This window comes from Janthinobacterium sp. SUN176 (genome assembly GCF_030587335.1).
In the GTDB taxonomy this organism is placed as follows: Bacteria; Pseudomonadota; Gammaproteobacteria; order Burkholderiales; family Burkholderiaceae_D; genus Janthinobacterium; species Janthinobacterium kumbetense.
The window spans coordinates 1-13435 of the sequence record NZ_JAPWIA010000005.1; the positions used below are offsets into that span (position 1 = coordinate 1).

At 60.9% G+C, this 13435-nt stretch carries 9 protein-coding genes and 1 rRNA gene; 6 read left to right on the plus strand and 4 right to left on the minus strand.

The annotated features are described in order from the left end of the window. Together rrf and O3299_RS24190 are read left to right on the plus strand one after the other, a co-directional pair. Positions 1–108: ribosomal RNA gene (gene rrf, locus O3299_RS24185) — 5S ribosomal RNA — on the plus strand; the annotation flags it as partial. A 226-nt stretch (positions 109–334) separates the two neighbouring features. Beyond that, positions 335–1195 carry a CPBP family intramembrane glutamic endopeptidase gene (locus O3299_RS24190; RefSeq protein ID WP_305063366.1) on the plus strand — a complete coding sequence of 287 codons (861 nt, stop codon included), beginning with the start codon at positions 335–337 and terminating at the stop codon, positions 1193–1195. Between the two features lie 14 nt (positions 1196–1209). Here the strand turns inward: O3299_RS24190 and dacB are convergent, their stop codons facing one another. Together dacB and O3299_RS24200 are read right to left on the minus strand one after the other, a co-directional pair. Beyond that, entirely contained in the window at positions 1210–2712 is a 1503-nt protein-coding gene (gene dacB / locus O3299_RS24195; RefSeq protein ID WP_305063367.1) for a D-alanyl-D-alanine carboxypeptidase/D-alanyl-D-alanine-endopeptidase, read from the minus strand. Positions 2713–2720: 8 nt separating this feature from the next. Continuing rightward, entirely contained in the window at positions 2721–3959 is a 1239-nt protein-coding gene (locus tag O3299_RS24200; protein WP_034753725.1) for a nucleoside recognition domain-containing protein, read from the minus strand. Positions 3960–4175: 216 nt separating this feature from the next. Here O3299_RS24200 and O3299_RS24205 point away from each other — a divergent pair, with 216 nt between their 5' ends. The 4 genes from O3299_RS24205 (at position 4176) to O3299_RS24220 (ending at position 11168) form a co-directional block, all read left to right on the plus strand. Further along, entirely contained in the window at positions 4176–5993 is a 1818-nt protein-coding gene (locus O3299_RS24205) for an ABC transporter substrate-binding protein (RefSeq protein ID WP_305063466.1), read from the plus strand. Positions 5994–6212: 219 nt separating this feature from the next. Next, complete coding sequence (locus tag O3299_RS24210; protein WP_305054652.1) at positions 6213–9005, plus strand: TonB-dependent receptor; 2793 nt, start codon at positions 6213–6215, stop codon at positions 9003–9005. An 89-nt stretch (positions 9006–9094) separates the two neighbouring features. Continuing rightward, the gene (locus O3299_RS24215) at positions 9095–10174 is read left to right on the plus strand and encodes an LD-carboxypeptidase (RefSeq protein ID WP_305063368.1); all 1080 of its coding nucleotides are present in this window, start codon (positions 9095–9097) and stop codon (positions 10172–10174) included. A 73-nt stretch (positions 10175–10247) separates the two neighbouring features. After that, a complete protein-coding gene (locus O3299_RS24220) occupies positions 10248–11168 on the plus strand; it encodes a YihY/virulence factor BrkB family protein (RefSeq protein ID WP_289907052.1) in 921 nt (306 codons plus the stop codon). Between the two features lie 427 nt (positions 11169–11595). Here the strand turns inward: O3299_RS24220 and O3299_RS24225 are convergent, their stop codons facing one another. After that, the gene (locus O3299_RS24225; protein WP_305063369.1) at positions 11596–12723 is read right to left on the minus strand and encodes an acyl-CoA dehydrogenase family protein; all 1128 of its coding nucleotides are present in this window, start codon (positions 12721–12723) and stop codon (positions 11596–11598) included. Between the two features lie 39 nt (positions 12724–12762). After that, positions 12763–13431 carry an SDR family oxidoreductase gene (locus tag O3299_RS24230; RefSeq protein WP_305054656.1) on the minus strand — a complete coding sequence of 223 codons (669 nt, stop codon included), beginning with the start codon at positions 13429–13431 and terminating at the stop codon, positions 12763–12765. Between the last annotated feature and the right edge of the window lie 4 nt (positions 13432–13435).

The window sequence follows — 13435 nt, forward strand, 5'->3', positions numbered from 1 at the left end:
TGACCATAGCAAGTTGGTCCCACCCCTTCCCATCCCGAACAGGACCGTGAAACAACTTTGCGCCGATGATAGTGCTGCAACCAGTGTGAAAGTAGGTTATCGTCAGGCTTGTTATTCGCAGTAGAGAAAAACCCCGTCAGAAATGGCGGGGTTTTTTTTCGTCTGGCGCTTCCTTGCTGTTCCCCTTCCCGCTTTCGCTCATTCACCACGGGTGTATAAAATACAACATCCTTCGATATTTACATAAGTGCTTATATAAATGCTGTTACTATCGCTACATGAAACAAGAAAGAAAGTAGCAGCCACTCCCTGACAACCCACGAGGAAAGCGATGATGGACAGCACCCTGAGCATGGCAACGAAGAAATCCCCCCTGGCGCGCCTGATGGCCTATCCCTTGGTGCAGATCGTGCTGGGGATGGTTCTCACCTTTGCCGCGGTACCGCTGGTGATGGGTCTCGCTTCCCAGCTGGTGGACAAGCCTTACCGCATCCTGTGGCCGCAGTTGCTGGCGGCGGTACTGGTGTGGTTTGGCTACCGCTTCTATGTGAGGCGCATCGAAAAACGCCAGCCGACTGAACTGGCAATGCCGGGCATGGCGGGGGAACTGGGACGTGGATTGCTGTTCGGCACCGGGCTGGTCGCCCTGACCTTCGGTGTGCTGGCTGCGCTGGGCGTGTATCAGTTTAGCGGCGTCAACGCCCTGAGCGTCTTGTTGCTGCTCCCTCTGGCCGAACTGGTGCTGGTCGGCATGGCCGAAGAGATGATGTTTCGCGGCATCCTGTTCGGCGTGACGGCGCGTGCGCTGGGCAGCAAGGCTGCCATCGTGATCTCATCCCTGGTATTTGCCCTGGCCCATTTGCCCAATGCCGGCTTTTCGCTGCTGGCGATCATCGCACTTGTCGCGTATGGCGTGCTGCAGGCGGCGCTGTATATGCAGACGCGTCGGCTGTGGGTGTGTATCGGCACGCATATCGGCTGGAATTATTGCGTCGGCCAGGTATTTTCTTCGACCGTATCGGGCCATGCGGCCACGGATGGTCTGCTGCGCGGCGAACTGGCTGGCAATACCGTGCTGACCGGCGGCGCTTTCGGCGTGGAAGGTTCGCTGGTGACCGTCTTGCTGATCGGCGCCGTCGCCGCGTACGTGCTGCGCCTGGCTTTTGCCAGCGCACCGGGCACGTCGCGGGACTAGTTCACCTGGCGGCCCTATTGTCCGGCGACTGCCGGCGTGGCGTCGCTCCTGGCGACCCACTCGATCAGCGCATCGACGGCCGCGCGGCCATTGCCGTTACCCACCAGGTCGCTATTGATCATGGCGACCACCACGCATTGCTGGTTGTTGGCGTCGGGCACATAGCCGGCGATGGCCACGACATTTTTCAAGGTTCCCGTCTTGATGCGGGCCCGCGCGGCGGCCGGGCTGTTCAACAGGCGCTTGCGCATGGTGCCGTCCAGCGCCACGATGGGCAGGCTGGACTGGAACTCGGGCGCCCACGGGCTTTGCTGCATCGCCTGCAAGACGCCGGCCATTTGCGCCGGTGCAATGCGTCCCGTGCGCGACAAGCCGGAACCGTTGTCGACCAGCATGCCCTGGGTATCGATATGGTGCCGCTGGAACCATTCCTGGATGACTTGCCGCGCCCGGCTGGCCGTATCTTCCGGTGCCGCCATGGCGACGGGGCGGCTGCCCAGCCAGCCATCGCTCTGCAAACTGCCCAGGCTCAGGAACAGGGTGCGGGCCAGGGTGTTATCGGAGGTCTTGTTGATATCGCGCAAGACTTCCGGCAAGGCGCGCGCCACGTGGTCGGCCAGCATGCGCGTGCCGACCGGTTCGGCCGTCGGCGGCAAGCCCGTGCCTGGTGCTTCGCGCACCGTGCCCGTGATCGTGCCGCCGAGGCGTTTCCAGGTGGCGCGGAACAAGCGGTCCGCATAATCGTTGCGATCGAGCACATTGATGCTGGTGGCCTTGCTGCAGTTTTGCGGGAAGGTGCCATGCAGTATCACCTGCAGCTTGCCGCTCGCATCGCGCCGGTATTCGGGCGGGCGCCAGCCATCTTCCCACTTGGCGCAACTGCCCTTGACCAGTTTCATGTCGCTCGTGATGCTGACATTCTCGAGCGGCGGCTGCATCTGGAAGCTCAATTGCCGCTCCGTCGCACTGATGTTGATATCGATCAGATTGGTGTTCAGAAGCAAGGCATCGGGGATGACGTTGTAGCGGAACTCGGCCGACTCGTCGAAGGGCGCCGCGCCGATGTCGGGCCGGGCCGGCTGGAACAGCTGGCGGTCGAGAATCAGATCGCCCTTGATTTTGACGATGCCCTGGTTGCGCAGGGTTTGCAGCATGTGCGCGAGCACGTCCGCATTGAAATCCGTGTCGGCGCCGCCGCGCAGGATCAAATCGCCCTTCAGCACGCCATTGATGACGTCGGCACTGGTGCGCAGCTCCGTGCGGCCGCGGAAGATGGGACCGAGCTGCTCCAGGCCCACGGCCGTCGTCACCAGCTTCATGGTGGAAGCGGGCTGCATGCTACGCTCGGCCCCATGCGACAGCACGGTGGTGTTGCCGCGCAAGACGATGGCGCCCATGGCGTCTTCCGGGATATTCGCGCTGCGCAGCAGCAGGCTGACGGATTCGGGCAATTGCGCGTGGGCGGTCGACAGGCCCAGACCCGCCAACAGCGCAGCCATCAGAACAGGACGTAACATGGTGCTCCTTAGTGGAAAAAGACGTAGGCAACGAAGACGGCGGTGATCACGCCGGCCAGATCGGCGATCAGGCCGGCCGTGATCGCATAGCGCGTCTTGCGGATGCCGACGGAACCGAAATACAGGGCCACGATATAGAAGGTGGTGTCGGCCGAGCCCTGGAAGACGCAGGCCAGGCGGCCGACGAACGAGTCGACGCCGTAGGTATTCATGGCGTCGATCATCATGGCTTTCGAGCCGGAGCCGCTGAGCGGCTTCATCATGGCCGTCGGCAAGGCGGGCACGAAGTCCGTATTGATGCCCAGGTTGGCGAAGAACCAGTTCATGCCACTCATCAGGAAATTGAACACGCCCGCGTTGCGGATCACGCTGATGGCCACCAGCATGCCGACCAGGTAGGGAATCACGGTGATCGACGTCTGGATGCCGCCTTTTGCCCCTTCGATGAACGCGTCATACACATTCACCTTCTTGCGCAGGGCGCCGATGATGAAGATGGCGATGACGCTGATCAATACCAGGTTGCTGACCACCTTCGAGACCAGCTCGATTTCCTGTTTTGTCAGGTATTGCGTGAAATACCAGATCATGGCGACGATGGCGCTCGTCATGCCGCCCATCCAGCCCAGCACGACCCTGTTGAGCAAGTTGATGCGTTGCTTGATCGACACGGTAATGATGCCGACCATGGTGGCCACATAGGTGGCGATCATGCAGGGGATAAAGATGTCGGACGGGTCGGCCGCGCCGAGGATGGAGCGCTGCGCCATGATGGCCAGCGGAATCAGGGTCAGGCCCGAGGTATGCAGCACGAGGAACATGATTTGCGCATTCGTCGCCTCTTCCTTGTTCGGGTTCAAGGTTTGCAGGCTTTCCATGGCTTTTAAACCGAAGGGCGTGGCCGCATTGTCCAGGCCCAGCAGGTTGGCCGAGAAATTCATCACCATGTGGCCCGTGGCCGGATGGTCTTTCGGAATTTCCGGGAAGATGCGCGAAAAGAAGGGCGCGATCACTTTCGCCAGCCAGCCGACGATGCCCGCCTTTTCGCCGATGTTCATGATGCCGAGCCACAAGGTCATCACGCCGGCCAGCGGCAGGGCGATATCCATCACGCCCATGCGCGCCGTCTCGAAAGTGCCGTCGATGATGCGCTTGAAGATATCGGTATCGCCGAGAAACAGCCACTGCAGCACTGCGGCCAGGAAGCCAACGAGGAAAAAGCCGGACCAGATGTAATTAAGTGCCATATGCGATCAGTTCTGTGTGTCGGGAGTGAAAAATGTCTGCAAACAAAGTATAGGGGCAGCCCGATACGAGTTGATGAAAGAATGCAGCAATCGCATGCCAAAAAGTTATAAGCTGGCAGCCTGTTTTCATTGGCGCCCCGTAGCTTGCCCGCGTAGTGTGGGGGATGCCTGTCGCTAATCGCTGTTCGTTACCTTGTCTGCACTGGATCACTGATGATGTTTTTACGCAAAACCGCCTGCGCCGCCGGCCTGGCCCTGTTGACGCTGTTGAATGTACCGGGCCACGCTGCCGATGCTGCGTCCGCCAGCACTGCCCGCGCGAACAAGACCCTGCACCTGTTTTTGAGCACCAGCGAGACGGGCCTGGACCCGGCCGTGGCCTCGGACCTGGCCAGCCTGAACTTGATGGAAAATATTTTTGATCCGCTGCTGCGCTATGACTACCTGGCGCGCCCCGTGCAGCTGCAGGGCAATACGGCGCGCGGCATGCCGACGGTGGAAGATGGCGGGCGCACGTACACCTTTCACTTGCAGCCCGGCATCTTCTTTACACAAGATCCCGCTTTCAAGGGCCAGCCGCGCGAAGTGACGGCGCAGGATTATGTGTACAGCCTGACGCGCCTGTATGACCCCAGCCTGAAGTCGCCGTGGCTGTTCTTGCTGGAAGACAAGCTGGTGGGCGATGCGGCCCTGAAAACCAAATTCAGCTACGACACGCCGATCGCCGGCTTGCAGGCGCTGGACAAATACACCTTGCGCATCCGCTTGAACGGTGTCGATCCGAACTTCCTGTTTTACCTGGCCATGCCGGCGACAGCCGTGGTGGCGCGCGAAGTGGCCGAGGCGTACCCGGCGGCAGGGCAGATCGGCAACCACCCCGTGGGCACGGGGCCGTTCCTCGTGAAGGAGTGGAAGCGCAGCGACAAGATCGTGCTGCAGGCCAATCCGACTTTCCGTGCCACCGTGTTCCATACGGAGGCCAAGGCGCTGGCCGCCTTGCCGCTGGACGCGCGCGCCATCGCCACCGCGCTGGAGGGCAAGCGCTTGCCGCTGGTCGAGCGCATCGAGGTGCGCATCGTTGAGGAATATCAATCGCGCATGCTGGGTTTTTTGAAGGGCGAATTCGATTACCTGGAGCAAGTGCCGGAATCGATGACGGACATGGTGCTGGAAAACGGCGCGCTGAAACCGGCATTGGCCGCCAAGGGCTTGCAGCTGACGCGCTTTCCCGTGCTGCAAACGTATTACATGTGGATGAACATGGACGACCCCGTGCTGGGCGGCATGAGCAAGGACAAGCTGGCCCTGCGGCGCGCCATCGCCCTCAGCTACAACGGCCGCGAAGACATCGCGCTGCTGAAAAAAGGACTGGCCTTGTCGGCCCAGTCGCCGCTGCCGCCGAATGTGCTCGGCTACGACAAGCAGTACCGCAGCCCCGTCGGCTACGATCCCGCGCTGGCGCGCGCCTTGCTGGACCGCTTCGGCTACAAGGCGGGCGCCGACGGTTTCCGCACCCAGCCGGACGGCACGCCCCTGGTCTTGACCATGCATACGGAACCGAGCACGGTGGGACGCTTGCGCGATGAATTGTGGCGCCGCAACCTGAACGCCATCGGCGTGCGCGTGGAGTTTAAAAGCGACAAGAAGACGGAAATCATCAAGGCCTCGCGCCTGGGCAAGGTGCAGATGTTCGAGACCAACTGGATCGCCGACTTCCCCGATGGCGATAACTTTATGCAATTGTTGTACGGCGGCAACGTTGGCCGCGCCAACTATGCCCGCTTCAACTTGCCCGATTACAATAAACGCTATGAGGAGGCGCGCCTGCTATCCGATACGCCGCGCCGACGCAGTCTGTACTTCGACCTGTTTCAGCTGATCCACGCTTACACGCCGTGGGTGTTGCTGACGCATCCCATCTCTGCCGACCTGCAACAACCGTGGCTAAAAAACTACAGGCGCCACCCCGTGGAATTCACGTCCTGGCGCTATCTGAACGTGGATAAAACCAGGGCTAGCCCCGCAGGCAAGTGACCATGTCGCTGAAAAGGGCATTCATTCCAAAAAGTTATGGTTAGGAAAGCATTTTTCATTGGCTGGGCCCGGATGCATCGCGCTACTCTGAAAATGAAAACAAATAAAGTCATGCGCAAATGTCATAAAAAAATGTACTGCGAGACAGACGTTGCGACGTGAAAAAAACAGCCTGACTTGAGAACTCAAGTTTCGATTGCCCAAATAAAGGAGAGACCCGTGAGATTGAAGAAGCTAGCGCAATTGGTGGCATTGATGGGGGTGGTGGGACCGGTGATGGCACAGGAAGCGGCGGCGCCAGCAATGCAACGGGTCGAAGTGACAGGCAGCAGCATCAAGCGGGTGGCCAAGGAAGGCGCGCTGCCGGTGCAAGTCATCAGCTTTGAGCAGATGGAAAAACAGGGCATCACGACGGCCGAGCAACTGGTGCGCACCCTGTCGGCGAATGGCACGGGTGCCGAGAACATGACTTCGGGCAATAACGTGTTCGGCGCCGACGCCGACCGTCTTGCCGGTGGCGCCTCGTTCGCCTCGCTGCGCGGGCTGGGACCGGGCGCGACCTTGGTACTGCTGAATGGCCGCCGCGTGGCCACGCATGGTGCCAGTGGCCGTGCCGTCGACTTGAATTCGATCCCACTGGGGGCGATTTCACGCGTGGAAATCCTCAAGGATGGCGCCTCGGCCATCTACGGCACGGACGCCATCGGCGGCGTGATCAATTTCATTCTGAAAACCAATTACAGCGGCGTGGAAGCGTCCGTTTCCACCAACGATACGCAGGCAGGCGGCGGCGCCACGCGCCGCGCTTCGCTGCTGGCCGGCACGGGCTCGCTGGAAGAGGACCGCTACAACATCATGGCCAGCCTGACCGTCGACAAGGCGCAGCGCCTGAATGGCAGCGACCGTTCCTTCGTCAGCGGCTTCCAGCCGGGCCGTGGCCTGTCGCCCGATACCACGGGCACGCCATTCGCCAACCAGATGTCGGGGCCGGGCACGGCACTGCAAATCCCCAATCCTGATCCGAAAAAACCAGGGACGTTTATTGGCGGTTACACCTTGCCTGGCGACCCGACGGTGTATCTGCAAGCCAATCCCCTGAGCTTCCAGGGCAAGTGCGACAGCATCGCCGGCATGTCGCAGTACCAGACGCAACTGTGGAAAGACGTGACCTCACCACTCAGCACCACGCATTCCTGTGCGTATGACTACGGCGCCGACTATGTGCTGCAATTCCCTGTGGAACGGGTCAATTTCCTGTCGCGTGGAACTGTCCAGCTGGCGCCCGACCACCGCATGTTTGTCGAAGTGCTCGGATCGCGCACCAAGGCCACGGCGATCCTGACGCCGATGCAGGTGCAGACGAGCATCGCCAACAAGGGCGTGTATCCGGTGGGCGGCGCGTATTACCAGGATTTGTCGGCCTATATTCCCACGTTCGACAATACCAAGCCGATTGCCTACAAATGGCGCGCCAATGAGATCGGTAACCGCACGCAGGAAAACACCACCGACAATGCGCGCGTGCTGCTGGGTTTTGAAGGCAACTTCGGCAAGTGGGATTACAAGACCGGCGTGTCCTACGCACAGAGCACCACCAAGACCAAGCTGACGGATGGCTATTCCTACACGGATAAGTTATATGCGGCCTTGGGGACAGGGATCATCAATCCCTGGGTGGGCGCGGGCCAAAGCCAGACGGAAGCGGCCAAGCAATTGATCGAGTCGACCAAGTTCCGTGGCGCCTTCCAACATGGCAAGACGACCCTGACGCAGATCGATGGTTCCGTTTCCGGCGAGCTGTTCCAGCTGCCGGCTGGTGCCGTGGCAATGGCGGCCGGCTTTGATTTGCGCCGCGAGGGCTACAGTTTTGAACAGGATGTCGATGCCAACCTGATTCTATTGGCGCCAGGAAATGCCGCCTTGAAGGATGTCAGCCGCAACGTCAAGGCCGTGTATGCCGAGTTGCTGGTGCCGGTCATGAAAGACCTGGAAATGCAGCTGGCCGTGCGTCGTGACGATTACAGCCAGGTGGGCGCCACCACGAATCCCAAGATTGCCTTGCGTTACCAGCCAGCCGACTTCGTCCTGTTCCGCGCCTCGGCCAGCAAGGGATTCCTGGCACCGAGTTTCGACCAGCTCTATTCAGGTGTATTGACGCAGGAATTGCCGAATGGTGTGAAAGATCCGGAAGGCTGTATCAAGCATCCCGGCGTGACCGAATACTGTTCCATTCCCCGCCTCATTTACACGACGGGCGGCAACCTGAACCTGAAGCCGGAGACGTCGAAGCAGGGCAGCGTCGGTATCGTCATCGAACCGGTGAAGGGTTACTCCGCCTCGTTCGATTACTGGGCCATCAATACCCAGGACCAGCTCCTGAAACGCACGCCGCAAGTCGTGCTGGCCAATTACCAGGCGCTGAACCAGTACATCTTCCGCAAACCCGATGGCACCATCGATTACGTGCAGGCGGGCTGGTTCAATGCAGGTGGCAGCCGCGTACGCGGCCTGGACGTGAGCTTGCGCGGCGAAGGCAAGGTCCAGGACGTGAAATGGACGGCAACCCTGGACGGCACGTATATGGACAGCTTCAAGTTTGCCGAATACAAGGGGCAAGAATACAAGGAGCTGGTTGGCAACTTCTACACGCGTGATTTGTACTTGCGCTGGAAACACAATGCCAGCTTCAGCGTATCGCGCGGCGACTGGAGCGGCTTGCTCGTGCAGAGTTTTGCTTCCGGCTACAAGGACCAGGTGCCGAATGGCGGCAAGGGTACGCCGCCACCGGGCTTCAAATCCGATGTGTCCAGTTACACCACGTACAGCTTGTCGGGCACGTACACGGGCTTCAAAAATACCACCATCACAGTGGGTATCCAGAACTTGTTCGACCGCGATCCGCCATTCACCGCACACAACGTGGATGACGTGGTGGGCGCCGGCTGGGACCCGCGCGTGGCCGACCCGCGCGGCCGTTCGCTGTCGTTCCAGCTGAAGTACAAGTTCATGTAAGGCAACCATGCCGGCGGCGATCCCGCCGGCATGCTAACCTCGTGCGGCGGCGCCTGGCGTCGCCGTTTTTTATTCCAGGAAAGGGCCGCATGTCCAGTCAGACCAATCTCAGCCGGCGCCACTTCGGCGGCTTGCTGGCCGCCACCCTCGGGGCGGCAGGCACACCGGCATGGGCGGCGGCCGCGCAAGGGAAGGGAAAACGCATGCAACAGCAACACGCATTGATCAAACCGGCGCGCCTGTGCGACGGCGACCTGGTCGCCATCATCGCACCGGGCGGTTTTACGGATGAGGAGTCCATCGCCAAGGCCCAGCGCAATATCGAATCGCTGGGACTGCGCGCCAGCCTGGGCGCGAACATCCGCGCCGTGCACGGCAACTATGCGGGCACGGTGCAGCAGCGCCTGGACGACTTGCACGCCGCGTTCCGCGACCCGGACGTCAAGGCCGTGTGGGCCATCCGCGGCGGCTCCGGTTGCATTTCGCTGCTGGCGCTGCTCGACTATGGCTTGATCCAGCGCAACCCGAAAGTGCTGATCGGCTATTCCGACATCACGGCGCTGCACCTGGCCATCGGCCGCCAGACGGGCCTGGTGACGTTCCACGGCCCCGTGGCGTCATCGACGTTGTCCGATTACACGGTGACGCAGCTGCGCAATGTGCTGATGACGCCGCAAGACAATTACACGATCCCCATGGCGCTGGACAACCACCGCCGCGCGCAGACGCAGCCGAACTTCGCCATCCGCACCGTGCACGGCGGCCAGGCGACGGGACGCTTGACGGGCGGCAACCTGTGCATGGTCAGCGCGCTGGCCGGCACGCCGTATGCGGCCGATTTCCGCGAGCACATCCTTTTCCTCGAAGAAATCAATGAAGTACCGTACCGCATCGACCGCATGCTGTGCCAGCTCGACCTGTCCGTGGGCTTCAACACGGCGGCGGCATTGATGCTGGGCATCTTCGAGCATTGCGAGGCGGCCGAGGGCGACACGGCGCTGACCCTCGATGCCACCCTGGACCAGCATTTGCTGCCATTGAAGGTGCCGGCCGTCAGCGGCTATTCGTTTGGCCACATCCGCCACCAGTTCACGATACCGATGGGCATCCTCGCCACCCTGGATGCGGATCGGCAAACCTTGACCTTGCTGGAAGCCGCCGTGAGCTAGTCTGTTCGTTCGCGCACGGCACAGTACGGGGATAGTCAGTATGCTAGGGGCATGTGCGGCAAGGCATCGGGCCATGCCGGCATCCTTGAACGGTTTGCTCATGATCAACCGCCGCGCCAGCGCCTACATTTTGAGCCACCCGCTGGCCTTCGTGCTGCAGGTGCTGAAGGGCTTTCGCGCCAACCAGGGCTTGCTGCTGGCGGGCGCCGTCGCGTATTACTCGCTGCTGTCCATCGTGCCTTTGCTGATGCTGGTGGTGGTGGCCCTGTCGCACGTGATCGCGCAGGACGAATTGCTGCAGACAATCGGCCATTACCTGGAATGGCTGGTGCCCGGGCAATCGAAGGCTATCGTGGCGGAAGTGGCGCATTTCCTCAACAATCGGGGCGTGATCGGCTGGCTCTTGCTGCTGACCATGCTGTTTTTCAGTTCGCTGGCGTTTACCGTGCTGGAAAACGCCATGAGCGTGATTTTCATTCACCGCGTGGCCATCCGCCGCCGCCATTTCCTCATTTCCGCCGTGTTGCCGTACTGCTACATCCTGTGCCTGGGCGTGGGTATCTTGCTGATCACCCTGGTGGCGGGCAGCTTGCAGGTGATGAGCGAGGAAAGCGTGCGCTTTTTGCGCCACGACTGGGGCCTGGAAGGCGTGTCCGGCGTGTTGCTGTATTTGCTGGGGCTGGCGGGTGAAATCCTCGTGCTCAGTTCGATCTACCTGGTCATGCCCGTCGGACGGCTGTCGATCACGCATGCGCTGATCGGCGGCGTGACGGCGGCCCTGCTGTGGGAAATCGCGCGCCATGTGCTGGTCTGGTATTTTTCCACCTTGTCGCAGGTCAATATCGTGTATGGCTCGATGACGACGGCCATCGTCGTCATGTTCAGCCTGGAAATCGGCGCCACCTTGCTGCTGCTGGGCGCGCAAGTGATTTCCGAGTACGAAAGGGTGGCCCGTGGCGGCGAAGAAGACAAGCCGCTGGCGCTAAGGACTTGATTTAAAAAGATTATTGCACTGCACAAAAAGCTGTGCTATACTCCGTTCAGTGATTGAGATTCGCTTGCGAATAGTCTCACTATCCAGGCTCAGCGCGGCGACCGACAGGTGTAATGTCGATGGCGTGACAGTGCGAAAGAGTGGATTTTTGTAATTCCGGATACGTTGGTCGATTTACACTTGGAGTCACCATGCAGATAGCATGGGAGTCCGAAAATCAGGAGGCACTTTGCAGATAGCACTGGCGTCCATGACACGATTAAAGCATTGGTAATACATTGGAACAAAGCCTGCATATGTGCAGGCTTTTTTTTCGTCCATCGTTGGCGTATGGGGTCAGACCCTCGGCACCGCTAACGTAAAGCTCCGCGCCAACGCATGTGGGGGTCTGACCCCAGCCTTTGCCTGGGGTTAATCGTCCTCAACTTTACAAAGCCCGCGCAATCAAAATCTTCTGGATATCGCTGGTCCCCTCATAAATCTGGCACACGCGCACGTCGCGGTAGATGCGCTCGACGGGGAAGTCGGATACATAACCGTAGCCGCCGTGCACCTGGATGGCGTCCGAGCAGACTTTTTCCGCCATTTCCGACGCAAACAGCTTGGCCATGGCCGCTTCTTTCAGGCATGGCAATCCCGCATCCTTCATGGCCGCCGCGTGGCGTATGAGTTGCCGCGCCGCTTCGATTTGCGTCGCCATGTCGGCCAGGCGGAATTGCACGGCCTGGTGTTCATAGATGGGCTTGCCGAAGCTTTCACGGTCGCGCGCATAGCTCAGGGCCGCTTCGTACGCGGCGCGCGCCATGCCCACGGCTTGCGAGGCGATGCCGATGCGTCCGCCTTCCAGGCCGGACAGGGCGATCTTGTAGCCTTGCCCTTCTTCGCCGATCATATTTTCCGCCGGGATGCGGCAATTCTCGAACAGGATTTGCGCCGTGTCCGACGAATGCTGGCCCATCTTTTGTTCCAGTCCCGCCACGATGTAGCCGGGCGTGTTCGTCGGTACCCAGAAGGCGCTGATGCCGCGCTTGCCCGCCGCCTTGTCGGTCACGGCCATGACGATGGCCACGTCCGCATACTTGCCGCTGGTAATGAACTGCTTGGTGCCGTTGATCACGTAGTCATTGCCGTCGCGCGTGGCCGTCGTGCGCAGGGCCGACGCGTCGCTGCCCGTGTGTGGTTCCGTCAGGCAAAACGCACCCAGCATGGTGCCTTGCGCCAGTGGGCGCAGCCATTGTTCCTTTTGCGCATCGTTGGCGTACATCATGGCGATGCTGCACACGGGGCAATTGTTGACGGAAATGATGGTCGAGGTGCCGCCATCGCCGGCGGCGATTTCTTCCAGCACCAGGGCCAAGGACACGTAGTCGAGGCCGGCGCCACCGAGCGCTTCCGGCACGGCCACGCCAAAGGCGCCCAGCGCGGCCAGTTCCTGCAATTCTTCTTTCGGGAAATGATGTTCCTTGTCCCAGCGGGCCGCGTTGGGCGCCAGGCGCTCGCGCGAAAAACTGCGCAGCGCTTCCTGGATCATGGTCTGTTCTTCATTGAGTATCATGGGACGTCGTCTCGTTTGTTTTTATATGGTGTGGTGGAATTACCAGGCTATGGGCTTGCCATCGTAGTTGCGGAACACGGCCTTGTCCGTGGCCGGCAGGCTGGCCAGGGTGGCGCGGATGCCGGCAGCGCTTTCCTCGGGGGAAATATCGGCGCCGGCGCCGCCCATGTCCGTGCGCACCCAGCCCGGGTGAAACGCCACGCAGCTGACGCCTTGCGGGCCATGCACGAGGGCAGTGTCGATCAGCACGGAATTCAGGGCCGCCTTGCTGGCGCGGTACAGCGAACCGGTGGGATTGCCACGTTCGCTCAGGGAACCCATGTGCGAGGACAGCACGGCCAGCTTGCCTTTTGCGTTGGCCACCAGCGGCGCCAGGATCGGCAGCAGCCGCATGGCCGCCAGCACGTTCGTGTGCATGACGAGGTCGAAATCGGCTTGCGCGGGGAAACCGTCGTGGCGGGGGCCGTACACGCCCGCGTTGAGGATGGCCACGTCGAGCTTTTCATCGTCGAGTTTCCAGCCCAGGCCGGCACAGCCTTCCACGTCCGTCACGTCCAGCTGGTGCGCTTCCGCGCCCAGTTGCGCGAGGGCGTCGCAAGCGTCCGGTGTGCGGGCCGTGGCGATGACACGCCAGCCATCGTGACGGTATTGACGGACGATTTCGTGGCCGATGCCGCGCGAGGCGCCGATGATCAATGCGGTAGGCATATGT

What these genes read in the sequence shown, in the direction of transcription:
- O3299_RS24190 (WP_305063366.1), top strand. Translation starts at nt 335, where the DNA reads ATGGACAGCACCCTGAGCATGGCAACGAAGAAATCCCCCCTGGCGCGC.
- dacB (WP_305063367.1), bottom strand. Translation starts at nt 2,712, where the DNA reads ATGTTACGTCCTGTTCTGATGGCTGCGCTGTTGGCGGGTCTGGGCCTG.
- O3299_RS24200 (WP_034753725.1), bottom strand. Translation starts at nt 3,959, where the DNA reads ATGGCACTTAATTACATCTGGTCCGGCTTTTTCCTCGTTGGCTTCCTG.
- O3299_RS24205 (WP_305063466.1), top strand. Translation starts at nt 4,176, where the DNA reads ATGTTTTTACGCAAAACCGCCTGCGCCGCCGGCCTGGCCCTGTTGACG.
- O3299_RS24215 (WP_305063368.1), top strand. Translation starts at nt 9,095, where the DNA reads ATGTCCAGTCAGACCAATCTCAGCCGGCGCCACTTCGGCGGCTTGCTG.
- O3299_RS24220 (WP_289907052.1), top strand. Translation starts at nt 10,248, where the DNA reads ATGCCGGCATCCTTGAACGGTTTGCTCATGATCAACCGCCGCGCCAGC.
- O3299_RS24225 (WP_305063369.1), bottom strand. Translation starts at nt 12,723, where the DNA reads ATGATACTCAATGAAGAACAGACCATGATCCAGGAAGCGCTGCGCAGT.
- O3299_RS24230 (WP_305054656.1), bottom strand. Translation starts at nt 13,431, where the DNA reads ATGCCTACCGCATTGATCATCGGCGCCTCGCGCGGCATCGGCCACGAA.